This window comes from Kocuria sp. NBRC 114282 (assembly GCF_030268385.1).
GTDB classification, from domain to species: domain Bacteria; phylum Actinomycetota; class Actinomycetes; order Actinomycetales; family Micrococcaceae; genus Kocuria; species Kocuria palustris.
On sequence record NZ_BSQO01000002.1, the window covers coordinates 223,238 to 249,011 of the forward strand.

22 protein-coding genes are annotated in these 25,774 nt (G+C 70.3%); 10 read left to right on the top strand and 12 right to left on the bottom strand.

Annotation, left to right across the window (positions count from 1 at the left end; all coding sequences use genetic code 11):
- Positions 1-83 precede the first annotated feature (83 nt).
- On the top strand, positions 84-884 hold the full coding sequence (locus tag QSJ40_RS04750; protein ID WP_285729251.1) for a cytochrome b5 domain-containing protein: 801 nt from the start codon (positions 84-86) through the stop codon (positions 882-884).
- Positions 885-975: 91 nt separating this feature from the next.
- Here the strand turns inward: QSJ40_RS04750 and QSJ40_RS04755 are convergent, their stop codons facing one another.
- Positions 976-3,618 (bottom strand): AAA family ATPase, encoded by a 2,643-nt coding sequence (locus QSJ40_RS04755; RefSeq protein ID WP_285729253.1) that lies wholly within the window; start codon positions 3,616-3,618, stop codon positions 976-978.
- Positions 3,615-4,862, bottom strand: coding sequence for a metallophosphoesterase family protein (locus QSJ40_RS04760; protein WP_285729254.1), 1,248 nt, complete (start codon positions 4,860-4,862; stop codon positions 3,615-3,617). The genes QSJ40_RS04755 and QSJ40_RS04760 overlap by 4 nt, the downstream gene beginning before the upstream one ends.
- A gap of 221 nt (positions 4,863-5,083) precedes the next feature.
- Here QSJ40_RS04760 and QSJ40_RS04765 point away from each other — a divergent pair, with 221 nt between their 5' ends.
- From QSJ40_RS04765 to QSJ40_RS04775, 3 genes are all read left to right on the top strand, one after another.
- Positions 5,084-5,539, top strand: coding sequence for a lipopolysaccharide assembly protein LapA domain-containing protein (locus tag QSJ40_RS04765; RefSeq protein WP_006214946.1), 456 nt, complete (start codon positions 5,084-5,086; stop codon positions 5,537-5,539).
- 85 nt (positions 5,540-5,624) lie between these two features.
- The gene (locus QSJ40_RS04770; protein ID WP_285729259.1) at positions 5,625-6,545 is read left to right on the top strand and encodes a diacylglycerol/lipid kinase family protein; all 921 of its coding nucleotides are present in this window, start codon (positions 5,625-5,627) and stop codon (positions 6,543-6,545) included.
- Positions 6,546-6,671: 126 nt separating this feature from the next.
- A complete protein-coding gene (locus QSJ40_RS04775; protein ID WP_251714828.1) occupies positions 6,672-7,085 on the top strand; it encodes a VOC family protein in 414 nt (137 codons plus the stop codon).
- A gap of 122 nt (positions 7,086-7,207) precedes the next feature.
- Here the strand turns inward: QSJ40_RS04775 and QSJ40_RS04780 are convergent, their stop codons facing one another.
- Positions 7,208-9,427, bottom strand: coding sequence for an NADP-dependent isocitrate dehydrogenase (locus tag QSJ40_RS04780; RefSeq protein ID WP_285729262.1), 2,220 nt, complete (start codon positions 9,425-9,427; stop codon positions 7,208-7,210).
- Between the two features lie 205 nt (positions 9,428-9,632).
- On the opposite strand from QSJ40_RS04780, the gene QSJ40_RS04785 reads away from it, so the two are divergent.
- Positions 9,633-10,190, top strand: a complete 558-nt coding sequence (locus tag QSJ40_RS04785; RefSeq protein WP_204782896.1) for a phage holin family protein — start codon at positions 9,633-9,635, stop codon at positions 10,188-10,190.
- A 13-nt stretch (positions 10,191-10,203) separates the two neighbouring features.
- Here QSJ40_RS04785 and zupT read toward each other — a convergent pair whose 3' ends face one another.
- Together zupT and QSJ40_RS04795 are read right to left on the bottom strand one after the other, a co-directional pair.
- Positions 10,204-11,013: a zinc transporter ZupT gene (gene zupT / locus QSJ40_RS04790; RefSeq protein ID WP_285729265.1), complete on the bottom strand. Its 810-nt coding sequence runs from the start codon at positions 11,011-11,013 to the stop codon at positions 10,204-10,206.
- Between the two features lie 37 nt (positions 11,014-11,050).
- The gene (locus QSJ40_RS04795) at positions 11,051-11,779 is read right to left on the bottom strand and encodes a PIN domain-containing protein (protein ID WP_352156079.1); all 729 of its coding nucleotides are present in this window, start codon (positions 11,777-11,779) and stop codon (positions 11,051-11,053) included.
- Positions 11,780-11,878: 99 nt separating this feature from the next.
- Here QSJ40_RS04795 and QSJ40_RS04800 point away from each other — a divergent pair, with 99 nt between their 5' ends.
- Positions 11,879-12,604: a maleylpyruvate isomerase family mycothiol-dependent enzyme gene (locus tag QSJ40_RS04800; protein WP_285729267.1), complete on the top strand. Its 726-nt coding sequence runs from the start codon at positions 11,879-11,881 to the stop codon at positions 12,602-12,604.
- 117 nt (positions 12,605-12,721) lie between these two features.
- Here the strand turns inward: QSJ40_RS04800 and QSJ40_RS04805 are convergent, their stop codons facing one another.
- Both QSJ40_RS04805 and QSJ40_RS04810 read right to left on the bottom strand, forming a co-directional pair.
- The gene (locus tag QSJ40_RS04805; protein ID WP_024290935.1) at positions 12,722-13,069 is read right to left on the bottom strand and encodes a GNAT family N-acetyltransferase; all 348 of its coding nucleotides are present in this window, start codon (positions 13,067-13,069) and stop codon (positions 12,722-12,724) included.
- Positions 13,062-13,562 carry a carboxymuconolactone decarboxylase family protein gene (locus QSJ40_RS04810; RefSeq protein WP_285729271.1) on the bottom strand — a complete coding sequence of 167 codons (501 nt, stop codon included), beginning with the start codon at positions 13,560-13,562 and terminating at the stop codon, positions 13,062-13,064. Before QSJ40_RS04810 ends, QSJ40_RS04805 begins: the two co-directional genes overlap by 8 nt.
- A 316-nt stretch (positions 13,563-13,878) precedes the next feature.
- Here QSJ40_RS04810 and QSJ40_RS04815 point away from each other — a divergent pair, with 316 nt between their 5' ends.
- The 4 genes from QSJ40_RS04815 (at position 13,879) to QSJ40_RS04830 (ending at position 19,391) form a co-directional block, all read left to right on the top strand.
- On the top strand, positions 13,879-15,510 hold the full coding sequence (locus QSJ40_RS04815; protein ID WP_285729273.1) for a peptide ABC transporter substrate-binding protein: 1,632 nt from the start codon (positions 13,879-13,881) through the stop codon (positions 15,508-15,510).
- Between the two features lie 146 nt (positions 15,511-15,656).
- Positions 15,657-16,583 (top strand): ABC transporter permease, encoded by a 927-nt coding sequence (locus tag QSJ40_RS04820; protein ID WP_006214935.1) that lies wholly within the window; start codon positions 15,657-15,659, stop codon positions 16,581-16,583.
- Entirely contained in the window at positions 16,576-17,613 is a 1,038-nt protein-coding gene (locus tag QSJ40_RS04825) for an ABC transporter permease (RefSeq protein WP_285729277.1), read from the top strand. The genes QSJ40_RS04820 and QSJ40_RS04825 overlap by 8 nt, the downstream gene beginning before the upstream one ends.
- A 191-nt stretch (positions 17,614-17,804) precedes the next feature.
- The gene (locus QSJ40_RS04830; RefSeq protein WP_285729585.1) at positions 17,805-19,391 is read left to right on the top strand and encodes a dipeptide ABC transporter ATP-binding protein; all 1,587 of its coding nucleotides are present in this window, start codon (positions 17,805-17,807) and stop codon (positions 19,389-19,391) included.
- Positions 19,392-19,461: 70 nt separating this feature from the next.
- Here QSJ40_RS04830 and QSJ40_RS04835 read toward each other — a convergent pair whose 3' ends face one another.
- The 5 genes from QSJ40_RS04835 to QSJ40_RS04855 all read right to left on the bottom strand — a co-directional run bounded on the left by QSJ40_RS04835 (position 19,462) and on the right by QSJ40_RS04855 (position 25,721).
- A complete protein-coding gene (locus QSJ40_RS04835) occupies positions 19,462-20,133 on the bottom strand; it encodes a response regulator (protein ID WP_053447052.1) in 672 nt (223 codons plus the stop codon).
- On the bottom strand, positions 20,130-21,548 hold the full coding sequence (locus QSJ40_RS04840) for a sensor histidine kinase (protein WP_053447053.1): 1,419 nt from the start codon (positions 21,546-21,548) through the stop codon (positions 20,130-20,132). The genes QSJ40_RS04835 and QSJ40_RS04840 overlap by 4 nt, the downstream gene beginning before the upstream one ends.
- A 154-nt stretch (positions 21,549-21,702) precedes the next feature.
- Complete coding sequence (locus QSJ40_RS04845; RefSeq protein WP_053447054.1) at positions 21,703-23,991, bottom strand: FtsX-like permease family protein; 2,289 nt, start codon at positions 23,989-23,991, stop codon at positions 21,703-21,705.
- On the bottom strand, positions 23,991-24,803 hold the full coding sequence (locus QSJ40_RS04850) for an ABC transporter ATP-binding protein (RefSeq protein ID WP_285729282.1): 813 nt from the start codon (positions 24,801-24,803) through the stop codon (positions 23,991-23,993). Before QSJ40_RS04850 ends, QSJ40_RS04845 begins: the two co-directional genes overlap by 1 nt.
- A 156-nt stretch (positions 24,804-24,959) precedes the next feature.
- Positions 24,960-25,721 (bottom strand): sulfite exporter TauE/SafE family protein, encoded by a 762-nt coding sequence (locus QSJ40_RS04855; protein ID WP_285729285.1) that lies wholly within the window; start codon positions 25,719-25,721, stop codon positions 24,960-24,962.
- Positions 25,722-25,774 lie beyond the last annotated feature (53 nt).

Sequence of the window (25,774 nt, forward strand, 5' to 3'; positions counted from 1 at the left end):
CCGCGTCAGCGACGTGCGGGGTCTTACTCCACTGAGTCCGACAATTTGAGGGACGTGTCATCTTTTTCCCGTACCGTGGAAGCATGAACTCGCAGATTCCCCTGCAGACCAGTCCGTTCACCGCCGTAGGCGACCTTCCTCTGCATCCGCTCGTGGTGCATCTTCCGGTCGTGGTGCTGCCGCTGACGGCCATCCTGCTGATCGTCGCGGCGGTGGTGCCAGCCGTGCGCCGACGCGTCCTGGGCCTGTCCGTGATCGGCGCCGCGCTCGGGCTGGCCGGGGTCATCCTGGCCCTGATCTCCGGCGATGCCTTCGCCCAGCAGGTCGGCATGCCGCAGCAGCACGCCGACGCCGCGAACCGCCTGCTCGCGGCCTCGATCGCGCTGTTCGTGCTGACGACGGCCTGGTGGATCGGCCGGGTCCTCGCCGACCGGAAGCAGCGTGGCGAGGTCGAGGGCTCGGGCGCAGGTGCGCTGCCGACGGTCCTGGGCGCGCTGAGCGCTCTGACGGGCGCGGCCGTGCTGATCTTCGCCGTGCAGACCGGTCACACGGGCGCCCAGGCCGCGTGGTCAGGGGCCATGGCCACGAACGACCCTGCGGGCACCAGCGCCGAGGAGTCGTCCTCGGCCGCCACCGAGTCCGAGGCTGAGACCTACACGATGGATGAGGTTGCCGAGCACGACGGCGCCGAGTCCTGCTGGGCCGCGATCGACGGCGGCGTCTACGACCTCAGCGACTGGATCGCCCAGCATCCCGGGGGTGAGGGCGCGATCGAGTCGCTGTGCGGGAGCGACGGCACCGAGGCCTTCACCGGCCAGCACGAGGGCAGCGATCGGGTGGCCGAGCAGCTCGCGCAGTTCAGGATCGGCGAGCTCGCCGCCTGAGCCTGCTGGCGCACTCAGCGCAGTCCGGCCCGCGTCTGCGGCCGAGCCCCGGAGGTCCTGCCGTCCGGGATCATCGGAGAGCGCGCTGCGCTCAGTCGCCGATCCGGACCTCGGCCGTGCCTGCGACCGCTGCGAACCGCTCCGGCGTGGCGGTGAGCAGGATGACCTGAGCCCGGCGTCCGGCCGATTCGAGAGCCGCGGCCAGGCTGGCCAGACGCTCGGGGTCGGAGTGGCCAAGGGCGTCGTCGAAGATCACCGGCACTCCCTCCACCGGATCCACCAGGGTGGCCACGGCCAGGCGCACCAGCACGGCGAGCTGCTCGCGGGCGCCCGTGGACAGCGACGACTCGTCGATCCAGGTCCCGTGCATGAAGCGGCGGGTGACCTCCAGATCCTCGTCGACCTCGACCCGGAAGCTTAAGCCGAAGACGTGGGCCCCCAGCCGCTCCAGCTGCTGGCGGAACGGCTCCGTGTAGCGGCGATGCGCCTCCGCCTGGAAGCGCTCCAGGGTGTCGGCCAGCAGCTTGGCGGCCGCTGCCCGCCGCAGATGGCTGCTCAGCTCCTGAGCGACCGCGCGGCGCCGGGTGAGCGCGGTGTCGAAATCGGACTGCTTCTGGTCTCGGTCCAATGCCATCAGAGCACCCCGGGACTGGGCGCGCTGATCGCGGGCCTGATCCAGCACCCGGCGCAGTGCCTCTGGGCGGCGCATGCGCGCCTCGTACTGGCTGCGCTTGTGCTCGCCGTCCTGGTCCTGCCACTGCCGCTCGAGCTGGGCTGCCTGCTCCTGGGCCCGCGCGAGCTCGTCGATGGCCTCCTGATGCGAGGCCTCCACGGCATCGTCGGCGATCTGCTCGCGCTCGTGGGCGAGCTGCTGCTCGTCGCGCTGCGCGGACTCCGCCTGCGCGTCCAGCGCGGCCCGCGCGGCACCCAGCTCCTCCCGCCGGGCTGACAGGGCCGCTTCTGCGCCGGAGACGTCGTCGCGCACGGTCTCCAGCGTGCTGCGGGCGTCCTCGGCGGCCTCCTCCGCCTCCTGCAGGGCATCTGCGGTTTCCTGCGCCGATCCGGTCATGGCCGGAGGATCTGAGTCCGCGGGCCGCTCCGAATCGGCCAGCAAGGAGGCAAGCCGCTCGTGCTCGCGGCGCAGCTCGGCCTCGTCGTGCTGGGCGAGCACGCTGCGGCGGCGCTGTACCAGCGCGGTGCGCTCGCGCTGCGCCTCCGTCTGCTCGCGCAGCAGATCGCGGGCCTCCTGCGGGGAGGCGACCTCCCACCGGTCCAGCGCTTGCCGCAGGGCCTCCTGAGCGTCGTTCGCGGCCCGGCTGCGGTCCTCGCGCCCCTTCTCGGGGACCACGCTCACCCGCAGCTGCCCCGGCAGCTCGAGGTCGATCTGCTCGGTCACGGCGCGGATCTGCGCTTGCTCATCGAGCAGCTCGATCGACTCGTCGCCCAGGTGCACCGTGCGGGGGCCTCCCAGGGCGGTCACCGTCAGCTCGGCGGAACCGGCTGCGACCTGCGCTCGAGCGGTCGCCAGGGCCCGCTCGGCGGCATCGATCCGCTCGACGTCGGCGGCGCCGATGGGGGAGTCAGGGGCCTGACCCAGCGCCTCGAGCTGCTGGGCGATCTCCTCGAGCTCGTGCAGCTGCTGTGCCAGCTCGCTGTGGCGCTGCCGGTGCTGGACCAGGCGCTGGGCGGTGCGCAGCGCGCGGACTCGGCCCCGGGCCTGCTCCTCCGCAGTGCGAGCGCTCTCGAGCTCGGTGCGGTGCTGCTGCGCCGCTTCCTGCGCGGAGTCGAGCTTGACCTGCAGCGCTTCCGCCTCCGTACGCAGCTGCGCGGCACGCTGGTGAGCCTCCTGTGCCCGGGTGCGCAGCCGCTCGCGCTGCTCGAGATCGGATCGGCGCTGCTCGGTGCGCGATGAAGCCGCCTCCGCCGCCGCTGCGGCCTGCTCCCTGCGGGTCTGCAGCTGAGTGAGCGCGGCGGCTGAGACTCTGGCCTGCTCGGCGTCCTCCTCCGCTGACGCGAGGGTGCGCTGGGCGGCGGTCAGCGCGCGCTCGTCCCGCTCCAGGCGCTCTTCGGCTTCCACGAGGCTCGCGAGCTCGGCGTCGGCTCGCTCATGGTCGGCCACGGCCTCACGGTGCCGGTCGCGCACGGCCTTGGTGGCGGCGTTCTCCTTGCCGCCGGCCGTCCAGTACCGCTCGCGCTCGGCCTGGGCCAGAGCGAGCAGGCTCGAACCGGACTCGCTCTGGGCGCTGCCTCCGCTGGCCTGCTCCAGGGCGGACTTCAGCGCCGAGGAGTCGGTGAGCCTCTCCCGGCCCGAGGCCGAGCCCTGCAGCATGCGCAGCGTCGACCACAGTGTCTGATCGGAGCGCTCGCGCAGGGCCATGACGGTGTCGTGGGCCTCCCGCCCCGAGAGCGTGTCCCCGGCGCGCGGTCCCTCGAGGAAGCGCAGGGTGGTCTTCTTGGCCTTGAGCCACTGCTTGCGGTACAGCAGGCGGTGGCCCTCCAGGGTGAACTCCGCCTCCACGGCGATCCCCAGGTCATCGCCCACGGGATCCGCCGCCTTGACGGCCTTGGCCCCGGAGCTGTCCGGGATCTCCAGCAGGAGGTCGAAGGCCTCGATGAGGGACGACTTCCCGGACTCGTTGCGCCCCTGCAGCACGGTGATCCCTGTGTCCGGGAACTCGATCGTGCGGTTTCGGACTCCCTTGAAGCTGTCGACGGCGATGCGGTGGATCCTCATGCGCGCTGCCCTCCGCTCAGCCGCACCAGCAGGCGCAGGGCATCCTGGGCGGTCTCGTGCTCAGCAGGCGGCGCCGGCTCGCGGAGCATCTCCTCCTGCTCGGCCTGCTCCGAGAGCTCTTCTGCGGCGATCGGCTCGGGCGACCCGTCCTCAGCGCGCTCCCGCTCGGGCTGCCAGGCCCTCTCCCGAAGCTCCTCGAGGGTCTGCTGGGCGAAGCCGCCCAGCGAGATCTCCTGCATCTCCTCCTGGCTGGGCAGGATCACGATGTCCGTGTGCCGGTCCCAGGCCTCCAGCGACGCGAAGCGCGCCCCCAGGGATTCGAGCAGCTCGTCCAGCTGCGCCGCCTGCCCGACCGTGAGGGCTCCCCGCAGAGCCGTCTTGACCATGGTCCGCTCCTTGGGCGTCTGAGCATCCAGCTCGGCGGCCAGCGCCTCGAGGTCCTCCGGGCCGTCGAGCTCGCGCTCGATCACCACGTGGCGCCACCGCCCGACCTGGTGGTCCTGCACCGTGACCTGGGACCCGGCCGGGGCCTGCGGATCGATCTGGACCTCCAGCACCAGGCCCAGATCGGTCTCCCGGAAGCTGGTGGTCTCGTGGGCCCCCGAGTACCGGATGGCCCCGCGTCCGTCCTGCGGCCAGCGGATGTGGCGATCGCCCAGTGCGACGTAGTGGATCCGCCCGTCCGCCAAGGCTGCCTCCAGCGGTGCCCGCCTGACGGTGACGGGGGAGGAGGCATCCGGATCCAGCTCCTCCAGCATGCCGTGACCGACGAGCACGCGGACGGTCCCATCTGCCTCCAGACCCTCCAGCGCCGGAGCCACGGGATCCGCGTCCGGCTTGCGGGTCCGCCACGGCGCCCCGACCACCTGGACGCCGTCGAGCACCTGGACGGGACCGGAGTCCCGCAGCAGCATGACGTTGTCCGGGAGGCCGTCGCGCACGGCGGGCGAGTCCCACAGCGAGCCCGTGCCCAGAGGGTCGTGGTTGCCCGGAAGCAGCAGCACCGGCAGCTCGCAGCGCATGGCCTCCAGCGCCCGGCCCATGTCCTGAGGGCTGAGATTGGCATGGTCGAACACGTCTCCTGCCACGACCACGAACGAGCATTCGCGCTCCAGGGCCAGCGCCAGGAGGGTGCGCACGGTGTCCACCCGGTCGGCGGTGAAGCGCGGCTGAGCCTCACCGGCCAGGTAGTGCCGGGTCATGCCCAGCTGCCAGTCGCTGGTGTGCAGGAAACGAACGGTCACGGCGGGCCTCCATCAGGGCGCTCCGGCGGATGCGGGGACGAGAACGGGCCGGGGAAGCGAACTCCCATGACCCTAGGAAGCGAGTCCGACATCACAAGGTCCTGGTGAGACCGGATGTCAGGCCGTCAGCGAGGTGATGATCCCGTAGATTGGGCCCACGGAATGCGCGGCGGCCGTGCGTCCCCTTCCGGTCCCGCCGCCCCTGAGAGCGAGGAGACCCCATGTCGCAGAACACCCCTTCCGAGCCGACCTGGAACCCGGAGACCAGCCCGGCCGGCGTGTCCGCCTCCGAGGTGCCCGGACAGCAGCCGGAGCAGCCTCGTCCCGCGCAGGAGCCGGCGCCTGCGCCCCAGCAGGCTCCGCGCCAGGCCCCGCCGACCGATCCCGAGCTCGACGGCCACAGCTCCGGCCCGGGCGCCGGCGTGTGGGCCGCGCTGATCGTGGGCATCCTGGTGCTGATCGTCCTGCTGATCTTCATCCTCCAGAACATGGAGGACGCCACGATCCACTTCATGTCCTGGACCTCCTCCATGCCCACCGGCGTGGCCATGCTGCTCGCCGCGATCGCCGGCGCCCTGGTCATGGCCCTGGTCGGCTCGGTGCGACTGTTCGCCGTGAACCGTCGCGTGCGCAAGCTCGAGAAGGAGCGCGAGCGCATCAAGTCCACGCTGCGCTGAGCGCGCTGATCGGTCCGCGGAGCATCTCCATGACGGCCGCGTCCTCGCCTGTGCGGGACGCGGCCGTCGTCGGAAGCGGCTCTCCGTGAGCGATCGTGCGGACGTCGTCGTCATCGTGCATCCGCTGCGGCGCTATGCCGCCGCGATCGAGCCCCTGATGCGGCATCGAGCGGCCGCGGCCGGGCTGCGGGTGCGCTTCGAGGCGACCACCTCGCAGCGCCCCGGCGCGCAGCAGGCCGCCCGGGCCGTGGCCGACGGAGCGGCTCGGGTGATCGTCGCCGGCGGTGACGGCACCGTCCGCAGCGCCGCCTCGGGCCTGATCGGCTCAGAGGCCGTCCTGGGCATCATCCCGACGGGCACCGCCAATCTCTTCGCCCGCAATCTGGGCATCCGTGCTCCGCGCACGGTGAAAGCGCTCGACGCTGCGCTGCGCCATGCGCTCGCAGCTGACCCGACTCCACACGACGTCGGCCTCCTGAGCTGGCGCGACGCCGATCAGCAGCGGCATGACGACGTCTTCCTGGCGGTCACCGGCATGGGCGAGGACGCAGCGGTCGTGGCCGCCACGGACGAGGCGCTCAAATCCCGCACCGGCTGGCCGGCCTACCTGCTGCGCGGTGCCGCCAGGCTGCGCTCGCCCCTGCACACCCTCGGCATGCGCGTGGACGACGGTCCCGAGCTCGAGCTGCTCGCCTGGTCCGTGCTGATCGGCAGCGCGCCGCGGATCCCGCTGGCCATCCGCGTCTTCCCGCACGTGCGCACGGACTCCGGGGACCTCGAGCTGGTGCGAGCGGCGCCTCAGTCCCTGCGCGACTGGGCGAGCATCGGCTGGCTCGGGCTGATCCGACGACCCCAGCGGGCGCGCGCCCTGCATTACGACTGCGCCCTGTCCGTCGAGCTGCGAGCGCGGAGCCCGCTTCTGCTGCAGGCCGACGGCGATCTGCTGGGCCGCGCTGTCCAGGTCCGGACCGAGGTCCGCCCCGGGGCGCTGCTCGTGGCGAGCTGAACGGATCGACGTCCGTCGAGCCGTGGACGGGACTGCCGCGCCGAAGCCCGTGACGGAGCGCAGCCGCGCCGATGCCACACTGATCCCGAGAACCAGCACCCGAGCATCACCTCCCAGGAGGACCCCATGGCAGCACGACTGAGCCCCTTCATCATGTTCTTCGGCGAGAACCACGGACAGGCGGAGACCGCCCTGAGCACGTGGGTCAGCGCATTCCCCGACTCAGAGGTGCTCGAGCTGTCGCGGTGGTCCGAGGACGACGAGAACGAGGTCGCGGGCACGATCTCCCAGGGCCTGATCCGCGTGGCGGGGACCACCGTGCGGGCCTTCGACAGCGCCTTCGACCACGGCTTCCCGCTGACTCCGGCGGTGTCGATGTTCGTCGAGCTCGACACGCAGGAGCAGGTCCGCGCCGCCCACGAGGCCCTGCTCGACGGCGGCACCGAGCTCATGCCGCTGGGGGAGTACCCCTTCAGCCCCGCCTTCGTGTGGCTGCAGGACCGCTGGGGCGTGAACTGGCAGATCAGCGCGGCGGGCTGAGCTGCATCGAGTCATCGGAGGCGCGTGATCCGCCGGAAAGGCCCTGCGACGCACTGCGGCCCCGCTCACCGATCGGTGAGCGGGGCCGCAGTCTGATCCGGTGCCTCAGCAGAGGCGGGAGATCACTTCTTGAGGCTGTCGATCGCCTCGTTCAGCGTGGCCGAGGGACGCATGACCGCGAAGGCCTTCTCGTCCTCGGGGCGGTAGTAGCCGCCGATGTCCGCCGGGGAGCCCTGGACGCCGAGCAGCTCGGCGACGATCTTCTCCTCGCCGTCGGACAGGCGCTGGGCGACGTCCGAGAACGCCGCGGCCAGCTCGGAGTCGGCCGTCTGCTGCGCCAGAGCCTGGGCCCAGTACAGGGCCAGGTAGTAGTGCGAGCCGCGGTTGTCGATCTCTCCGACCTTGCGCGAGGGCGACTTGTTCTCCTCCAGGAAGCGGCCGGTGGCCTCGTCCAGGGCGTCGGCCAGGACCTGCGCCTTGGGGTTGTCGTAGCGCGAGGCCAGGTGCTCGAAGGAGGCCGCCAGCGCCAGGAACTCGCCCAGCGAGTCCCAGCGCAGGTGGTTCTCCTCGACCAGCTGCTGCACGTGCTTGGGTGCGGAGCCGCCGGCACCGGTCTCGAACAGGCCGCCGCCGTTCATCAGCGGGACGATCGAGAGCATCTTGGCGGAGGTGCCCAGCTCCAGGATCGGGAACAAGTCCGTGAGGTAATCGCGCAGCACGTTGCCGGTCACCGAGATGGTGTCCTCGCCCTTACGCAGGCGATCGATCGTGAACTTGGTGGCCTCGACCGGGCTCAGGATGCGCAGATCCAGTCCCTCGGTGTCCTCCTCGGCCAGGTACTTCTCGACCTTCTCGATGAGGTTGCGGTCGTGGGCGCGGGACTCGTCGAGCCAGAACACGGCCGGCATGCCGGACTCGCGCGAGCGGCGCACGGCGAGCTGGACCCAGTCCTTGATCGGGGCGTCCTTGGCCTGGCAGGCGCGCCAGATGTCGCCCTGCTCGACCTCGTGGGACATCAGGACCTCGCCCGCCGAGTTCACGACCTCGACGGTTCCCGGGGCGGGGATCTCGAAGGTCTTGTCGTGCGAGCCGTACTCCTCGGCCTTCTGCGCCATGAGGCCCACGTTCGGGACGGTGCCCATGGTGGTGGGGTCGTAGGCGCCGTTGGTGCGGCAGTCGTCGATCACGGCCTGGTAGACGCCGGCGTAGGACGAGTCCGGCAGCACGGCCAGGGTGTCCTCCTCAGTGTCGTCCTTGGACCACATGTGACCCGAGGTGCGGATCATGGCCGGCATGGAGGCGTCCACGATGACGTCCGAGGGCACGTGCAGGTTCGTGATGCCCTTGTGCGAGTTCACATAGGCCAGTGCCGGGCCCTCTGCCAGGCCCTTCTCGATCTCTGCCTTGATGCCGTCGCGGACCTCGGGATCCAGCTGCTCCGCACCCGAGAGGATCGAGGCCAGGCCGTCGTTGGCGGACAGGCCGGCCGCGGCGAGCTGATCGCCGTAGACCTCGAACAGGGTGGGGAAGAAGGCGCGGACCACGTGGCCGAAGATGATGGGGTCGGAGACCTTCATCATGGTGGCCTTCAGGTGCACGGAGAACAGCACGCCCTCGGACTTGGCGCGCTGGACCTGCTCGGCCAGGAAGCCGTCCAGGGCGCGGGCGGACATGTTGGTCGAGTCCACGACCTCACCCGCGAGCACCGGCACGGACTCCTTGAGCACCTGCTCGCCGTCCTGCGTGCGCAGGCGGATGGTCAGGGTGTCATCGGCGGGGATCACGACGGACTGCTCGTTGTCGCGGAAGTCGTTCGCGTCCATGGTCGCGACGTTCGTCTTGGAGTCCTTCGACCACGCGCCCATCTTGTGGGGGTTCTTCTTGGCGTAGTTCTTCACGGCCTTGGGGGCGCGGCGATCCGAGTTGCCCTCGCGCAGGACCGGGTTCACGGCCGAGCCCTTGACCTTGTCGTAGCGGGCGCGGACGTCCTTCTCCTCGTCCGTCTGCGGGTCCTCGGGGTAGTCCGGGATGTCGAAGCCGGCGGCCTGCAGCTCCTTGACCGCGGCCTTGAGCTGCGGGACGGAGGCCGAGATGTTCGGCAGCTTGACGATGTTCGCCTCGGGCGTCTTGGCCAGCTCACCGAGCTCGGCGAGGGCGTCGTCCAGGCGCTGGTCCTCGGTCAGGCGCTCCGGGAACAGGGCGATGATGCGACCGGCCAGCGAGATGTCACGGGTCTCGACCTCCACGCCGGCGGTGGTGGCGAACGCCTCCACGATCGGCTTGAAGGAGTAGGTGGCCAGCAGCGGGGCCTCATCGGTCTTGGTCCAGATGATCTTGGGCATATGAGTCGTGACTCCTTCGTTCGACGTCATGCGGTGCGTGATCGCCTTCAAACCTACCCGATCCGACCTCTCCATCAGAGGCCTGGGTCACGCTGCCCGGGCGGCAGGCTGGGACGACGGGTCCGCTGTTGCGCGCGGCGCGAACGCCGACGTCAGCGCGTCCCTGCCTCAGCTTCCGGACAGCTGGAGCGGGTAGAACGGGTCCATGCTCTGGAGATGGCTCGTCAATTCGCTCGCGGTGGCCCTGGCCACCGCCCTGGTGCCCGGCATCCACCTGAACACCGCGACCCTCGGCACCCAGATCCTGGTGATCGTGATCGTGGCCGCCGTGCTCGGTGCGTTCAATGCCGTGGTCAAGCCCGTGCTGCAGCTGCTCAGCGGCTGCCTGATCATCCTGACGTTCGGGCTGTTCCTGATCGTGATCAACGCCGCCATGCTGCTGGCGGTCTCCACCGTCATGGAGGTCTTCGGCGGCTACTGGGCGGTCGAGTCCTTCTGGCCGGCGGCCGTGCTCGGCTCGCTCGTGATCTCGCTGGTCAGCATGCTCATGGGCGCGTTCGAGCCCAGGCGGCGCGACGTCGTCGTGGTCGAGCAGCGTCCCGGTGCCGTTCCGGGCCGCGATCCCTACGGCCGCCCCGTGCGCGGCGGCTCGCAGGCCCCGCGGCGCAGCGGGCCGGACACCTACCAGTACCGCGGCGACGACGGCCGCCTGCACGAGGGCGAGATCTACGACCCGGAGGACCCCACCGGCCGCGGCCGCTGAGCACTCCGCCTGATCAGCCCAGCATCGCCAGGCTCACGGCCATGACCGCCATCCCGGCCACGATGCCGTAGACGCACAGATGGTGCCCGCCGTACTTCTCGGCCGTGGGCAGCAGCTTGTCCAGCGAGATGAAGACCATGATCCCCGCCACGGCGGCCAGAGAGGCCCCGAACAGGGCATCGGTCAGGAACGGGCGCAGCAGCAGGAAGCCGATCACCGCGCCCAGCGGCTCCGAGAGCCCGGAGAGGAAGGACAGGCCGATCGCGCGGGCGCGGGAGCCGGTGGCCTGGAAGACGGGCACGGCCACGGCGATGCCCTCGGGGATGTTGTGCAGGGCGATCGCCACCGTGATGGCCACGGCCACCGACGGGTCGCCCAGGGCCGCGGCGAAGGTCGCGAAGCCCTCCGGGAAGTTGTGGATCGCGATGGCCAGGGCGGTCAGCATGCCGGTGCGCAGCAGCCGGGAGTCGGCTGCGGGCGCTGCGAACGCGGCGTCGGCTTCGGCATCGCCGGGCTGATAGGCGAACTCGTGCGGATTGGCCTGATGCGGCACGAGCCGATCGATCACGGCGATCACCGCGATGCCTGCGAAGAAGCCCCCGACCATGCCCCACGTCCCGCGACCGGGCCCCCAGGCAGCGCTCAGGAGGTCGCTCGCCTCGGCCAGGATCTCCACGAACGAGACGTAGAGCATCACGCCCGCGGAGAAGCCCAGGCTCAGCGCCAGGAACGATCCGTTCGAGCGGTTCGTGAGGAAGACGGCAAGACCGCCCAGGCCCGTGGCGAGCCCGGCGATCACCGTCAGCAGCAGGGCAGCGGCCAACTACTCTCCTCAGGCGGTGCGGATCAGCAGCAGCGGATCAGAGGTAGCGCGACGGATCGAAGGCGTCGAGCTCGATGATGCGCAGGCGCGGCAGCGGGGCCTTGAAGGCCTCGAAGTCGTCCTCCAGGTCCACGATCTGCAGGCCCTTGTCCTCCATCTCGTGCAGCCCGGCCGAGAGCAGCTCGCGGAAGCACAGCACGGCCACGCGGCGGCCGTCGTCGAGCAGGGCCTCGATCTCGTCGTGGAAGTCGATGTCGTGGGAGGCCAGGATGACGTCGCCGTGGCCCTGATCCAGGATCGCCTTGAGCATGCGCTGGATGCCGACGTCGACGACCTTGACCTTGGGCGGGGCGGCCAGGGGGATGACCTGGTAGTCGAAGCCGCGCAGCGCGGCCACGAAGCTGAAGGGCAGGTGACCGTTGGAGCCGTTGAGGAAGAACAGCCCGTTGGTGTCCTGGCGCCACAGCTTGCGGGCGCCCTTCATGACCTTCTCCCAGCGCGGCCGCTCCTCCGGCTTGGGCTTGCGCTCGAGCAGGGACATGCCCAGGGTGGCGTCGATGTTCTCGCCGTCGACCAGCAGGTAGGTGGTGCTGGGGGCGGAGGCCGACGGCTGCACGGTCGGCTCGTCGGCCACGGCGGGCTCTGCCGGGGTGGTGGTCCCCTGCGCGGGCAGGGAGCCGGCCTCCGGGGTGTCGAGGATCGCCGGCGTGGGCGCGGAGGAGTCGGAGCGGCGCGAGCCGAACTGGGCAGTGTCATGCGGAACCATGCTCCTGAGGGTACGGGAGGTTCCTGGCGCGCAGGGGAGCTCGGGTGCCGCCGCGGCCTCCATGTGTTGCGCCTTACACGAGGCCGATAGCCTGAGCGCATGAGCGCCATCCATCCCGTCCTGAACCCCGCCCGCGTCCGCTCGGACCTCTCCCGCCTGGGGCGGGAGTCCGAGCAGTACCTGTCCACCGTCGAGTCCTTCCATGACGACGAGTTCGACAAGCCGTCCCACTGCGAGGGCTGGAACCGCGCCATGGTCATCGCCCACGTGGCGGTCGCGGCCCGTCGCTTCAAGCGCCTGCTGGAGTGGGCGGAGACCGGTGAGGAGCAGAAGCTCTTCGAGTCCAGGCAGGAGCGCACCGAGGCCATCGAGCAGCTGGCCGCCAAGCCGCGCGAGGAGCTCAAGGCCGAGTCCCGCGCCGCGCTGGAGGCCTTCATCGCCGACGCCGAGGTCCTGACCGGTGAGCTGAAGGCCGAGGAGGTCGGCATCGGCCCCAAGCGCTTCCCGGCCACCTCCATCCCCGCCGTGCTGATCGCGGAGGTCGTGGTCCACCACGCCGATCTGGACACCCAGTGGGAGGTCGAGGAGGCCGATCCCGACTCCCTGCTCAACGCCGTGACCGCCGGAGTGCTGAACCTGTCCGTGAAGGACTCTCCGGGCTTGACCATCGTCACCGACGAGGGCGACGAGTGGGTCGTCGGCGACGGCTCCCTGCGCGTGGAGGGCGACCGCGAGGGCATCCTCGACTGGCTCTCGCGCGGGCGCACCGAGGGCATCTACCTGCCCGAGGGCGTCGACGAGGCCCCGGAGCTGCCGGCCTGGTGAGCCGACCCGGCGCAGACGCTGCCGGAAGACCCGACTGCACGACGAAGGCGCCCGGACCATGACCGGTGCGGGCGCCCTCGCGCACTGCGTTCCCTGACAGCTTCCGAGTGCGTCGGCTCAGGAGCTGCGTCGCTGGCGCGCCTGGACCGCCTCCAGATGGCGCGGGCGGACCGCGACCGCGTGCTGCGCATAGTCGTCGTGCCTCTTCAGCCAGGCCTTGACGTACGGGCACACCGGCACGATCCGGAAGCCGCGCTCGATCGCGTCGTCCAGGGCGAAGCGCACCAGCTGGGAGGCCACGCCCTGACCCTCGAAGGCGTCGTCGACCTCGGTGTGGAAGAAGATGCGCTCGGGCTGCTCGGCCTCCGAGGCGTCCACCCAGTACATCTTGCCGGCGATGGCGTCCCCGGACAGCGCCTCGTAGCGCTGGGGGCCGTCGTCGTTGCGGAAGCTCAGCTCAGTCATGGCGTGCCTCGGCCTTCTTCTTGCGGTCCAGTGCGCGCTCCTGGACGGGGTACTCGGACAGGATGGAGAGGCGGTTGAAGGTCCCGATGGTGATGGCCGCCCACTGCACCGCCGAGAACTGGGCGTCGGTCAGCACCTCGCGGGCGGCCTCCAGGCGCGAGCGGCGGGTGACCTGATCGGGCAGCTCGGCGGCGATCTCGGCCACGGTGAGCGCGGCGCATTCGACGTCGTCGAACAGCTCGGTCTCCTCCCAAGCGGTCAGCACGGCCAGCTGACGATCCGTGACACCGGCCCGACGCGCCAGCTTCACGTGCATGTCCAGGCAGAACCCGCAGCCGTTGAGCTGGGAGACTCGCACGTTGATCAGCTCGGCGACGACCCTGGACAGGCCGGCCTCCGCCAGGGAATCGGCCACCTGCCGGGAGAGGCCGTTGAGGGCCTTCCAGGAGGCGGGATCGGCCTTGTCGAGGGAGAACCGCGGGTCTTCGCTCATGCACCCGAGAATAACGTGACATGTCACGCGCCACAAGAGCCGGCCATGTCCGGCGACACGCCGATGTCTGCCGAGAATGCCGGTCGGAATCAAAGCGTCCGATCCAGGGGCCGAAACCGCTCCAGCGCTGGACAGTCGGGCTCCGACGGGGCGATCTGGCAGACGGAGCGGGTGGTGGCGCGGGGGTATGCGTGGGAGCGTCCCTGAAATCTTCAGAAATGCTGGATGCGAGCTGTAGCCTGTCTTACATTCAGGGGTGTCTCGGATCACATCAGCGACGGCAGAGCCCCACCAGCACTCTCCACAGGAGGTCACCATGAACCCTTCCTTCTCCCGCCGCGGACTGCTGGGCGCCTTCGCCCTCACCTCGGCCTCTGCCCTCGTCCTCACCGCCTGCGGCGGAGGCGGCGGCGAGGACAGCGACGGCCCCATCACGGCCTTCGGCACCGAGCCCGAGAACCCGCTGGTCCCCACCAACACCACCGAGCAGGGCGGTGGCCGCGTGGTCACCCTGATCTTCGTGGGCCTGATCAGCTACGACGACAATTCCGAGGCTGTCAACGAGCTGGCCGAGTCCATCGAGGCCAACGACGACAACACCGTGTGGACCATCAAGATCAAGTCCGGCAAGAAGTTCACCAACGGCGAGGACATCACCGCCCAGAGCTTCGTGGACTCCTGGAACTACGGCGCTGCCGCCAAGAACGCCCAGCAGGGCTCCTACTTCTTCGAGACCATCAAGGGCTACGACAAGGTCTCCGCCGAGGGCTCGGAGGAGGACGAGATGGAGGGCCTGGTGGCGGTCGACGACACCACCCTGGAGGTCACCCTCTCGGGCCCCGACTCCACGTTCGGCAACCGTCTGGGCTACTCCTCCTACGCCCCCATGCCGCCTTCGGCCTTCGACGACATGGAGGCCTTCGGCGAGAACCCCGTGGGCTGGGGCCCCTACAAGATGGACGGCGAGGGCGCCTGGGTCCACGACCAGGAGATGCGGCTGGTCAAGAACGAGGACTACGACGGCTCCACGCCGGCGGCCAACGACGCCGTGACCTTCAAGATCTACCAGACCGCCGAGGCCGGCTACACCGACCTCGTGGGCGGCAACCTCGATCTGCTCGACACCATCCCGCCGTCGAACATCGAGGTCTCCGAGGACGACCTCTCCGGCCGCCTGACCAATCGCGAGTACGCGGGCAACTACACGTTCGGCATCCCGTACTACCTCGAGGGCTGGTCCGGAGAGGCCGGCAAGCTGCGCCGCCAGGCCATCTCCAAGGCGATCGACCGGGACGAGCTCATCGAGGTGATCTTCAAGGGCGAGAACACTCCCGCGGTGGACTTCACCTCCCCGGTCGTGGCCGGCTACGACGCCGACGCCCTGAAGAACACGGCCAACGCCGAGTTCGACGCCGACGAGGCCAAGAAGCTGTGGGACCAGGCCGAGGACATCGAGCCCTACAACGGCAACACGTTCGAGATCGCCTACAACGCAGATGGCGGTCACAAGGAGTGGGTCGACGCTGTCTGCAACATGATCAAGAACAACCTCGACATCGAGGCTGCGGGCAAGTCGTACCCGACCTTCAAGGAGCTGCGCACCGAGGCCAACGACGGCAAGCTCACCTCGGCCTTCCGCTCGGGCTGGATGGCGGACTACCCGTCGCTGTACAACTTCCTCTCCGCGCAGTACGCCACGGACGGCTCGTCGAACGACGCCCACTACGAGAACAAGGCGTTCGACGACAAGCTCAAGGAGGGCCTGGCCGCCAGCTCGGACGACGAGGCGAACAAGGCCTTCCTGGAGGCCGACGACATGCTGCTCGAGGATCTGCCCGCGATCCCGCTGTACTACCCGAACCGCACCAGCGGCTACAGCGAGGCCGTGGACAACGTGTCGCTGACCTGGAACGGCGAGATCGACTACACCAAGGTCACCCGGGCCTGATGCCTCGCGACCGGGCCGGAGCCGCTGAGCAGCTCCGGCCCGGTCGCGCTTTTCCCGCAGCCGCATCGTTCCAGGAGCCTCTCGCATCATGACTCACCACGCGCCGGCCCTCCGGCATCTCCGTACGACGGGAGGTGCCCGCTGACATGGCCTGGTACCTCGTCCGCCGCCTCCTCCAGATGATCCCGGTCTTCCTGGGAGCCATCTTCCTCGTCTACTTCCTGATGTTCGCCACCTCCGGCGATCCCACCGCCGCCCTGTGCGGCGAGAAGGGGTGCACCCCGGGCACCAAGGCCGCGCTCGAGGCCCAGTACAACCTCGACAAGCCCTTCCTGATCCAGTTCCTGCTCTACCTCAAGGGCGTCGTGACCCTGGACCTGGGCGACAACTTCTCCGGACGCCCGATCATGTCGGTCATCGCCGACACGTTCCCCACCACGATCAAGCTGGCTGCGCTCGCCGTGATCTTCGAGGCGGTCTTCGGCATCCTCTTCGGCGTGATCGCCGGCCTGCGCAAGGGCACCTGGATCGATTCGACCCTGCTCGTCGTCTCCCTGCTGGTGATCGCGGTGCCCGTGTTCGTGCTCGCCTTCGTGGCCCAGTACGTGATCGGCATCCACTTCGGGCTGGCCAGACCCACGGTCTCGGGAGGCGCACCGCTCAACGAGCTGATACTTCCAGCGCTGGTGCTGGGAGCGCTGTCCTTCGCCTACGTGCTGCGGCTGACCCGCAACTCGATCGCCGAGAACCGCGAGTCCGACCATGTCCGCACCGCCACGGCCAAGGGCCTGCCGCGCCGCCGGGTCATCACTGTGCACGTGCTGCGCAACTCCCTGATCCCGGTCGTGACCTTCCTGGGCGCCGATCTGGGCGCGCTGATGGGAGGGGCGATCGTCACCGAGTCCATCTTCAACGTCAACGGCATCGGCAATCAGCTCTACAAGGCGATCAACCTGGGCGACGGCGCCATGGTGGTCTCCATCGTGACGCTCGTGGTGGTCATCTTCCTGATCACCAACCTGGTCGTCGATCTGCTCTACGCCGTGCTCGACCCGAGGATCCGATATGCCTGAGCAGAACCAGAACCCGAACCCGGATTCCCCGCAGGGCTCGGTGCACGAGACCCTGGACCCGTCGCCTCGCGTGATGGGCTCGCACGAGGTCTACCTGCCGGATCACTTCGTGGCCCCGGTGGTGGAGGAGCAGGGCCGCGCCGGCATCGAGAACCAGCTCGAGGGCAAGCCCTCGAGCCTGTGGCGCGACGCCTGGTCGACCCTGCGCCGCAACCCGGTCTTCCTCGTCTCCGCGGTGCTGATGCTCTTCGTGCTGTTCGTGGCCGCGTTCCCCGGGGTGTTCACCTCGGCTGCACCCAACGCCGGGTGCGAGCTGTCGAACTCCAACGGCGGCCCCGCCCCCGGACATCCGCTGGGCTACACCAACCAGGGCTGCGACATCCTGGCCCGCGTGGTCCACGGAACGGGCCCCTCGATCATGGTGGGCTTCGGCGCCACCCTCGGCGTCGTGCTCATCGGCGGGCTGCTGGGCGCGCTGGCCGGCTACTTCGGCGGCTGGATCGACGCGATCATCTCCCGCTTCATGGACATCATCTTCGCGCTGCCGCTGATCCTGGGCGCGATCGTGTTCATGCAGGTCCCGCTCATGCGGGAGAACCGCGGCGTGAGCACGCTGGCGATCACCCTGGTGATCTTCGGGTGGCCGTCGATCGCGCGCATCACGCGAAGCTCCGTGATCTCGGTGCGCAATGCGGACTTCGTGACCGCCGCGCGCTCGCTGGGCATGAGCCGGCTCGGCATCCTGTTCAAGCACGTGATCCCCAACGCCGCCGGGCCCGTCATCGTGATCGCCACGATCTCGCTGGGCACGTTCATCGTGGCCGAGTCCACGCTGTCGTTCCTGGGCATCGGGCTGCCCGCGGAGGCGATCTCCTGGGGCAATGACATCTCGGCGGCGCGGCCTCAGCTGCGCACCAACCCCGAGACGCTGTTCTGGCCCTCGCTCATGCTCTCCATCACCGTGCTGAGCTTCATCATGATGGGCGACTCGCTGCGCGACGCCCTCGACCCCAAGGGGAGGACCAAGTGAGCACCTCGGCGAACAGCCCCCAGCCCGACGGCGGCGGGAAGCACCGGGCCGAGACCCAGGGGCCCTGGGCCCCCGGGCAGGAGCCGCTGACCCGCACGGGCCGGATGGTCAGCCTCAAGGCCCACGAGATCCTCAACGCGGGTTCAGACGCCTCGGGGCAGCGCCAGCAGGGGCAGACGCCGCTGCTGGAGATGAAGGGGGTGGGCATCACCTTCAAGACCGGCACGGGTGACGTCCAGGCCGTGGCCGACTCGGACATCCGGGTGATGCGCGGGGAGACCGTGGCGATCGTGGGCGAGTCCGGCTCGGGCAAGTCCACCTCGGCGCTGGCGGCCATCGGGCTGCTGGCCTCGAACGGGCGCGTGTCCTCCGGGCAGATCCTCTTCGACGGGGAGGACATCACGCATCCGTCGGCCAAGCGGCTGGAGGCGCTGCGCGGCTCGCAGATCGGCATGGTCCCGCAGGACCCCATGTCGAACCTCAACCCGGTGTGGACCATCGGCGCGCAGGTCCGCGAGACGCTCAAGGCCAATGACAAGCCGCACGGCGACGCCGACGTGGTCCGGGCTCTGGAGGAGGCCGGGCTGCCGGATGCCGAGCGGCGCATGAAGCAGTACCCGCACGAGTTCTCCGGCGGCATGCGCCAGCGCGCGCTGATCGCCATCGGGCTCTCGTGCCGCCCGCAGCTGCTGATCGCCGATGAGCCGACCTCCGCACTCGACGTCACCGTCCAGCGCCAGATCCTGGATCACCTGGGGCGGCTGACCAGCGAGCTCGGCACCGCGGTGCTGCTGATCACCCACGACCTCGGCCTGGCCGCCGAGCGCGCGGACCGGGTGATCGTGATGCAGAAGGGCCGCGTGGTCGAGTCCGGCCCCGCGCTGAGCCTGCTGCGCAACCCGCAGCATCCCTACACCAAGGAGCTGGTGGCGGCGGTTCCGTCGCTGTCCCCGGATGATCTCGCAGCGAGCGTGGACAGCGCCGCCCCGGAGCTCATCCAGGTGAAGGATCTGGTCAAGGAGTACAAGATCCGCGGCTCGTGGGGCCGGTCCTCCGAGTTCCGCGCCGTGGACGACGTCTCCTTCACGGTGCGCCGCGGACGCACGACCGCGATCGTGGGGGAGTCCGGCTCGGGCAAGTCCACGATCGCCAAGATGCTGCTGGGACTGGAGGACATCACCTCCGGGACCGTGACCGTGGACGGCCACGACATCAGCGGGTTCAAGGGCCGACAGTGGTTCGACTACCGCCGCAAGGTGCAGCCGATCTTCCAGGACCCCTACGGCTCGCTGGATCCCATGCGCAGCGTCTTCCGCTGCATCGAGGAGCCGCTGAAGGTGCACAAGGTGGGCGATGCCGCCTCGCGCCGGGCGAAGGTCCATGACCTGCTGGACCGCGTGGCGCTGCCGCGCCAGCTCGGCGATCGCTACCCGAACGAGCTCTCGGGCGGTCAGCGCCAGCGCGTGGCCATCGCCCGGGCGCTCGCACTGGATCCGGAGATCGTGGTGTGCGACGAGGCCGTCTCGGCCCTCGACGTCCTGGTCCAGGAGCAGGTCCTGCAGCTGCTCGGCCAGCTGCAGCAGGATCTCGGTCTGACCTACCTGTTCATCACCCACGACCTGGCCGTGGTGCGGGAGATCGCCCACGACGTCTGCGTCATGGAGAAGGGCAGGCTCGTGGAGACCGGCACCGTGGACTCGGTGTTCGAGAACCCGCAGCAGGAGTACACGCGCCGACTGCTCGACGCGATCCCCGGCAAGGACCTCCTGGAGGTCTGAGCGCGGTCCCGCACCGGGCCCCGTCGTCGTCTCCTTCCGGGACGGCGACGGGGCCCTTCCGCGTTCCTGCTCAGCCCACCAGCCCGAGCTCGTGGGCCAGCACCACGGCCTGCACGCGGTCGCGAGCTCCTGTCTTGGCGAGCACGCGGGAGACATGTGTCTTCACGGTCGGCTCGGAGAGTACCAGCGCCTCCATGATCTCGTGGTTCGACAGCCCGCGGCCCACGAGCCCGAAGACCTCCTGCTCCCGGGGCGTCAGGGACCGGAGGCGGGGGTCATCGGCCACGGTGCGCTGCGGCGGGTCGATGAACCGGCGCATCAGGCGCTGCGTGGTCGACGGCGCGATCACGGCGTCGCCGCGGGCACAGGTGCGCAGGGCGCCGAGCAGCTCCTCCGGCTCGGCGTCCTTGAGCAGGAAGCCCGAAGCCCCGGCGCGGATGCCCTCGAGCGCGTACTCGTCCAGATCGAACGTGGTCAGCAGGACCACCGTGACCTGCGGATGCTCGGCCAGGATGCGACGGGTGGCCTCCAGGCCGTCCATGCCTGGCATGCGGATGTCCATGAGCAGGACGTCGGGCGCCTCACCGGTCGCGGCCAGGCGCGCGACGAGGTCCACGGCCGCCTGGCCGTCCCCGGCCTCGCCGCCCACGACGAGGTCGGGCTGCGAGCCGATCAGCATGGCCATGCCGCTGCGGATCAGGGGCTGGTCGTCGATCAGCAGGATGCGCAGGGGATCGGTCATCGGGTGCCCTCCTCGGTGGTCGTGGGGGTGCCGTGCTGCGGGTCGGTGGCCTGCGGATCACGTGGAAGATGCGGATCCTTCTCGGCCGGCTGATCCCGTGCGGTCGGCTGGTCTCGTTCGTCCTGCTGGTCGGATGCCTCGGACGAGGCGGCTGGCACGTTCCGGGCCTCGGCGGGCAGGCGACCGGCGAGCAGCCATCGTCCGGGCGATGCGGGGTCGGGGCCGGCCTGGATGGTCCCGCCGTAGAGACCGAAGCGCTCGCGCAGGCCGCGCAGGCCCTGTCCGCCGCCGTCGTGCCCCGGGCGGGGAGGCTCGGGGGACTCCGCGCCCAGGCCGTCGCTGGTGACGCGGACGGTCAGCTCCGCGCCGTCGTGGCGGAGCTCGACCCTGACCCGGGAGGCATCCGGGGCGTGCTTGAGCGTGTTGGTCAGGCCCTCCTGCACGAGGCGGTAGGACGCCAAGGAGGGTCCTGAGGCCAGCTCCGGCAGCGGCTCCGGGGAGGTCTCCACATCGATCTGCAGACCGGCGCTGCGCACCGAGTCCACGAGCGCCGGGAGGTCCTGCACGGTGGGGACCGGAGCGCGCTCGGCCTCCTCGCCTTCGGTGCGCAGCACGCCCAGCAGGCTGCGCATCTCGCTGAGCGACCCGCGAGCGGTCGTGGCGATCGTGGCCAGGACGTCGGCGGCCACCGAGGGATCGCTGCGCACGGCGTACCGGGCGCCGTCGGCCTGGGCGATCACGACGGACAGCGAGTGGGCCACCACATCGTGCATCTCCCGGGCGATGCGGGTGCGCTCGTCCTGTGCGGCCAGGCGCACCTCCTGATCGCGCTCGACCTCCAGGCGGTGCGCCCTCTCGGCGAGGACGTCGGCGCGGTGCGCCTCGGCCTCCCGACGCTGCAGGGTCACACGATGCAGATCGCCGGCCAGGTACGCGGCGACGATGATCAGCATCATCATGATCCCCTGGGTGGCGGCGCCGATGGCCCACTCGGTGGTCGTGACCTCGGCGATGCCGAAGGACAGGGGACCACCCAGGCGCCATCCGGGCCAGCTGGCGCTGACAATCGCAGCCACCAGCAGGGCCAGAGCCAGCACCGACACACGGGTGCGACGGCGGCAGCGCGAGGCCACGGTGTAGAGCAGCCAGGGCACGCCGAGCAGGCCGATGCCCAGGGGGAAGACCCCCAGCACCACCGTGGCGATCACGGACAGGAGGGCGAACAGCGCGGCGGATAGGGCGGGGCGCAGGGGCCGCAGGACCAGCACGGCGATGAGCGCCAGCGAGCAGGCCATCTGCGCCGGCGAGCTCACGGTCACGAGCGTGGTGAAGGCAGCCAGCACCAGGAGGAACAGGGCATTGGCCCAGACGGAGTGGGTGCGCAGCCAGTCGGCCACGCGGTGATGCAGCTGCATGGGACCTCGGGGGTATCGAGCGGATGGGCATCGCGTCGGCACTGGGGCGACGGGCCTCGAGGCGGCCGCGTCGACAGGACAGCGGAGAGCGCTCAGGGCAACGGCCACGGCCGGGACCCGACGGATCGGGCCCCGGCCGCGGACGCGGACCGGATCAGTCCAACGATGCCAGACCCTCCACGGGGGCCACCCGTGTGGCGCGGCGGGCCGGCAGGGCCGAGGACACCAGGGCCACGACGAGCACGCCGATCGCCACCGCGAGCAGACCGCCCCACGGGACCGTGATCGCCACGGGGATGGTGTCGGGGACCATCGCGGAGACCACGCCGGTGCCCAGCAGCCAGCCGGCCACCGCTCCCGCGACGCCGGCCGCGGCGGAGATGACCAGCGCCTCGCGGCGGATCATGGCGCCCAGCTGAGCGCGCGAGAGCCCCAGGGCCCGCAGCAGCGAGTTCTCCCGCGTGCGCTCCAGCACCGACAGCGACATCGTGGACGTGATGCCCAGGACGGAGACCGCCACGGCGGCGGCCAGCAGGCCCAGCGCAACCCAGAGCATCACGTTGAGGATGTCGACCATCATGGCCTTCTGCATGCCGTTCGCCGCGATCTCGTAGGCCTCGGTGTCCGTGAGCTCGGCGATCTCCTGTGCTGCGGTCGTGGTCTCCGTGGAGCCGATGCCGCGCTCGAGATCCACCTCCACGACGTCGTCTGTCTGCTCGACGGAGACCACCGAGTCGACGTCCTCGATCTGCTGCAGGGTGTCCTGGTCCACCTGCTGGGAGACGGTGATGTCCACCGGCATGGAGCGGTCCAGGTCATCGAGCACCGACTTCTGCGCCACGGCGTGGCCGGTGAGCACGGTGGTCACCAGCGTGATGCCGATCAGCAGCGCGGTGGCCGTCGTCGTGGTGCGGGACTTGTGCCGGATCGCGTTCGCGGCTGCCAACCGTGACGGGACGCCGCCGGGCAGGATCCGTCCCAGCACGCCGACAATCGCCGGCATCCACAGCCGCGAGGTGAGGATCAGGCCCACGCCCGCGCCGATCCCGCTCACGACGCCCACGGCGGGGTGGTCGTGCGTGAAGGCGGCCCATGCCAGGGCGATCACCGAGGGGATCAGCACGAGCAGCCCGAACCCGGAGCGCACCCACGGGATCCGCTCGGCGCGACGGGAGCCGCGCATGCCGTCCAGCGGGGAGGCGCCCATGGCCCGGCGCGCGGGCCCGAGCGAGGCCAGCACGGTCACCAGGATGCCGATCACCAGGCCCAGGACGATGTCCTTGGGGGCCACGGCGACGTCGATCGGGGCGGTGGCGGGAAGCAGCGGCTCGAGCGCGAAGCCCGCACCGACCACCGCCGCTACACCGATCGCCGAGGAGACGAGCCCGAGCACGAGCGCCTCGAGCAGCACCGAGCGCTGGATCTGGCCGCCGGTGGCACCCAGGCAGCGCAGCAGCGCCAGCTCGCGGGCCCGCTGGGCCGTGAGCACTCCGAAGGTCGTGGTGATCACCAGGAAGGCCACCAGCACGGCCAGCATGGCGAAGGCCAGCAGGAAGGCGGACAGACCGGCGGCGGCGCCTGCCATGTCCTCGAGGGCGTCCTCGGTCTGCTCCTGCGGGGTCTGCACCAGGAAGGCGGTGTCGCCGGGCAGGGACTCGAGCTGATCCTGGATGTCCGCGCGCACGGTCTCCAGGTCCGCGCCGTCGGCCAGGGCAATCTGGGTGCTGGAGGAGACCGGCAGCATGTCGGTGTCGAACGGGGAGATGGTGCTCATGACGTCGGGCGAGACCCAGGCCATGTACATGTCCGCGCCGCTCTCGGCGCCCACGATGCCCGTGACGGTGACCTCGGCGTCCCCGCCGGACGGGATCATCTGATCCTCAGACATGCCTTGCTCCTCCGCCGACTGCACGGACAGGGTCATCGTGTCGCCGACGCCCACGCCGAGGTCTTCGGCGCGCTTGGTGTTCAGCGCGATCTCGTTCTCGCCCTGGGGCATGGAGCCCTCGTCGAGCTCCCAGGGGAAGATCTGGGGATCCTCCGGCGCGGTGCCGATGTAGAGGACCGGGGAGGAGCTGTCGTTCGATTCGACGTCGACGGCGGTGCCGGTCGGGGCCCACACCGTCTCCACGCCGTCGATGTCCTGCAGCTGATTGATGTCTCCGCTGGAGACGTAGTCAGCCCCGTACAGGGACTCGGGGTCCTCGGGATCGGAGGCCTCGGTCTCCTCGGTCTCTGCATAGGTGCTGTTCTCCCAGTCCTCGCTCACCACCAGATCCGCGTTGCGGGTCGAGTCGGCGATGGTCGAGACCATCGAGTGCTGCATGGTGGTGCCGAGCATCAGCGACCCTGTCGCGAAGGCGGCCGAGACGGCGATCGCCAGCAGGATCAGGACGTAGCGGGTCCACTGCAGGCGCAGTCGGCTCAGGACGATGCGGCGCATCAGCGCACACCCCCTGCCCTGCTGCCGTCGGCGACCGGGCGGCCGGCGCGGGACTCGTCCGAGACGATCGCCCCGTCCTGCACGCGCACGGTGCGGTCCGCGAAGTCCGCCACACGGGGGTCGTGGGTCACGACGACGACCGTGTGGCCCTGCTGGTGGACGGTGTCGGCCAGCAGCTGCAGGACCTGGGTGGTGGTGTCGGTGTCCAGGGCGCCCGTGGGCTCGTCGGCGATGATGACGTCCGGGCTCGTGATCAGCGCGCGGGCGATCGCCACGCGCTGCTGCTGACCGCCCGAGAGCTCGTCGGGGCGGTGGTCCAGGCGCTCGGCGAGGCCCAGGCTGTCGGTGATCCGGGCCAGCAGCTCGGGATCGGGCCGGTGCCCGGCCAGGGTCAGGGGCAGCTCGATGTTCTGCCGCGCGGTGAGCACGGGGACCAGGTTGAAGGCCTGGAACACGAAGCCCACGTGCTCGCGACGGAACTCGGTGAGCTCCTTGTCGTTGAGGGAGACGATGTCCCGGCCGCCCACCACGATGGAGGTCTCCGGGCGACGATCGGGGGAGTCCAGGCCCGCCAGGCAGTGCACGAGGGTCGACTTGCCGGAGCCCGACGGCCCCACGACCGCGGTGAAGGTCCCGCGCTCGATGTCCAGGGAGACGGAGTCCAGGGCGGTGACGGTCAGCTCGCCGTCGCCGTAGGTCTTGGAGACGTTCCGGGCGGCCACCGCGAGCTCCCGCGGGGGCTGCCAGGGAGTGTGCGGGATGGCTTCGTGGGTGTGACCGGACGGGGCAGAAGACTCAGGCGATGTGCTCATGGTCCAAGACTGCGCCCTCCAGGCCTGCGGCACATCGGACCGACGGCCTATTCCGGGCAGTTGTCAGGTCATCCCGGGGTATGACGTCCTGGGGCGTCGGTCGTGGTCGCGGGCTCCGGTGCGGCCTCCGGCGGAGTGCTGGGTGGCCGTCGTCGTTCAGAGCAGCCCGAGCACTCCCTTGACCACGGCGGCCGCCCCGCCGAGACCGGCGAGGATCAGCGCCAGCGTGCGGGCGCGCTCGGGCGTCACGCGGGACTCGAGGGCGGCGGCGACTCCCACCCCGCCGAGCACCAGGGCGATCACCGCGGGCAGGACCCACCACGGGGGCAGTCCCTGGTCTCCGGTGGCGCCCATCAGGGACTTGAGCACGACCGACATCAGTCCCATGGACATGAAGATCGGCTGCAGCGACGCCGCGAACGCCTTCTGCTCCCAGCGGGTGAGCCGCGAGACGATGACCATGGCCGGGGCGGCCACTCCTGCGGTGGTGTTCAGCAGGCCGCCGACAGCTCCGGCCACGGGCAGCGCGGCGCGATTCGTGACACGCGGCAGCTCCGGCGTGGCGACGGTGAGCGACAGGGCGATGAGCACCAGCACGCCGATGCCGATCTGCAGCCAGGAGGCCTCCAGCCACAGCACCAGCAGAGCGCCCAGAACCGCCCCCGGCAGGGCAGCGGCGACCACGATCCCCGCGCGGCACCAGTCCACGCGCTTGCGGACCGAGAGCATGATCGTGAATCCGGAGACGGTGGTGACCGCATTCGTCAGCAGCACCCCGGCCACGGGTCCGAGCAGCAGGGAGAGCACCGGGGTCACCACCAGCCCCACGCCGGTGCCCGAGAGCCGCTGCAGCGCGGAGCCGATCAGGATCGCCGCGGCAGCCAGCACCAGAGCGCCCCACGAGAGGTCGCTCAACATCCTGGCTCCATGGCGTGGCCCCTAGAGTGATTCACGGCACGTTCGATCAGCCA

Bases quoted from the DNA above. Each gene is read 5' to 3' on its own strand.
- QSJ40_RS04750 (WP_285729251.1), top strand. From the start codon at position 84: ATGAACTCGCAGATTCCCCTGCAGACCAGTCCGTTCACCGCCGTAGGC.
- QSJ40_RS04755 (WP_285729253.1), bottom strand. From the start codon at position 3,618: ATGAGGATCCACCGCATCGCCGTCGACAGCTTCAAGGGAGTCCGAAAC.
- QSJ40_RS04765 (WP_006214946.1), top strand. From the start codon at position 5,084: ATGTCGCAGAACACCCCTTCCGAGCCGACCTGGAACCCGGAGACCAGC.
- QSJ40_RS04775 (WP_251714828.1), top strand. From the start codon at position 6,672: ATGGCAGCACGACTGAGCCCCTTCATCATGTTCTTCGGCGAGAACCAC.
- QSJ40_RS04780 (WP_285729262.1), bottom strand. From the start codon at position 9,427: ATGCCCAAGATCATCTGGACCAAGACCGATGAGGCCCCGCTGCTGGCC.
- QSJ40_RS04785 (WP_204782896.1), top strand. From the start codon at position 9,633: ATGCTCTGGAGATGGCTCGTCAATTCGCTCGCGGTGGCCCTGGCCACC.
- QSJ40_RS04795 (WP_352156079.1), bottom strand. From the start codon at position 11,779: ATGGTTCCGCATGACACTGCCCAGTTCGGCTCGCGCCGCTCCGACTCC.
- QSJ40_RS04800 (WP_285729267.1), top strand. From the start codon at position 11,879: ATGAGCGCCATCCATCCCGTCCTGAACCCCGCCCGCGTCCGCTCGGAC.
- QSJ40_RS04805 (WP_024290935.1), bottom strand. From the start codon at position 13,069: ATGACTGAGCTGAGCTTCCGCAACGACGACGGCCCCCAGCGCTACGAG.
- QSJ40_RS04810 (WP_285729271.1), bottom strand. From the start codon at position 13,562: ATGAGCGAAGACCCGCGGTTCTCCCTCGACAAGGCCGATCCCGCCTCC.
- QSJ40_RS04815 (WP_285729273.1), top strand. From the start codon at position 13,879: ATGAACCCTTCCTTCTCCCGCCGCGGACTGCTGGGCGCCTTCGCCCTC.
- QSJ40_RS04820 (WP_006214935.1), top strand. From the start codon at position 15,657: ATGGCCTGGTACCTCGTCCGCCGCCTCCTCCAGATGATCCCGGTCTTC.
- QSJ40_RS04825 (WP_285729277.1), top strand. From the start codon at position 16,576: ATGCCTGAGCAGAACCAGAACCCGAACCCGGATTCCCCGCAGGGCTCG.
- QSJ40_RS04830 (WP_285729585.1), top strand. From the start codon at position 17,805: ATGAAGGGGGTGGGCATCACCTTCAAGACCGGCACGGGTGACGTCCAG.
- QSJ40_RS04835 (WP_053447052.1), bottom strand. From the start codon at position 20,133: ATGACCGATCCCCTGCGCATCCTGCTGATCGACGACCAGCCCCTGATC.
- QSJ40_RS04840 (WP_053447053.1), bottom strand. From the start codon at position 21,548: ATGCAGCTGCATCACCGCGTGGCCGACTGGCTGCGCACCCACTCCGTC.
- QSJ40_RS04845 (WP_053447054.1), bottom strand. From the start codon at position 23,991: ATGCGCCGCATCGTCCTGAGCCGACTGCGCCTGCAGTGGACCCGCTAC.
- QSJ40_RS04850 (WP_285729282.1), bottom strand. From the start codon at position 24,803: ATGAGCACATCGCCTGAGTCTTCTGCCCCGTCCGGTCACACCCACGAA.
- QSJ40_RS04855 (WP_285729285.1), bottom strand. From the start codon at position 25,721: ATGTTGAGCGACCTCTCGTGGGGCGCTCTGGTGCTGGCTGCCGCGGCG.